Consider the following 439-nt stretch of genomic DNA (forward strand, 5'->3'; position numbering starts at 1 on the left):
CTCCGTTGCCACGAACTCATCGCCGCACTTGGTGCGAACGCGCTGGACTTCGCCGTCTTCCACAACCAGCTCGTTGACCCACTCATTGGTGAACAGGTCGACACCATGGTCGCGGGCGCAAGCGGTGAGCGCGTTCACGAAGTTGACGCAGCCGCCAACGGGGAACGGGGCGCCCGGATTGCCCGGCGCGTGCAGGGCCGCGCAGAAGGCCAGCAGCGAAGCGGTGCCGATCTGGCGCGGATCGATCATCATCTCGGTGCACCAGCGCGTAAGCGTGACGCGCACTTCCTCGCTCTCGAACCACTCTTCCACGATCTGCTGCGCAGAGGAGTTCATGACACGAATGAACTCGCGCCCTTCGGGCAACATGGCGAGCACGTTCATCATGGGACCATACGCAGGAATGGCTCCGGCAGTGCCCGCGGCCGCCGCACCGGAG

1 pseudogene is annotated in these 439 nt (G+C 64.9%); it reads right to left on the reverse strand.

Going from position 1 to position 439, the window contains the following annotated elements:
• Positions 1-439 (reverse strand): annotated as a pseudogene (locus NE591_RS12455) (NAD(P)/FAD-dependent oxidoreductase); the annotation flags it as partial.

Source organism: Adlercreutzia sp. DFI.6.23 (assembly GCF_024462535.1).
GTDB classification, from domain to species: Bacteria; Actinomycetota; Coriobacteriia; order Coriobacteriales; family Eggerthellaceae; genus Adlercreutzia; species Adlercreutzia rubneri.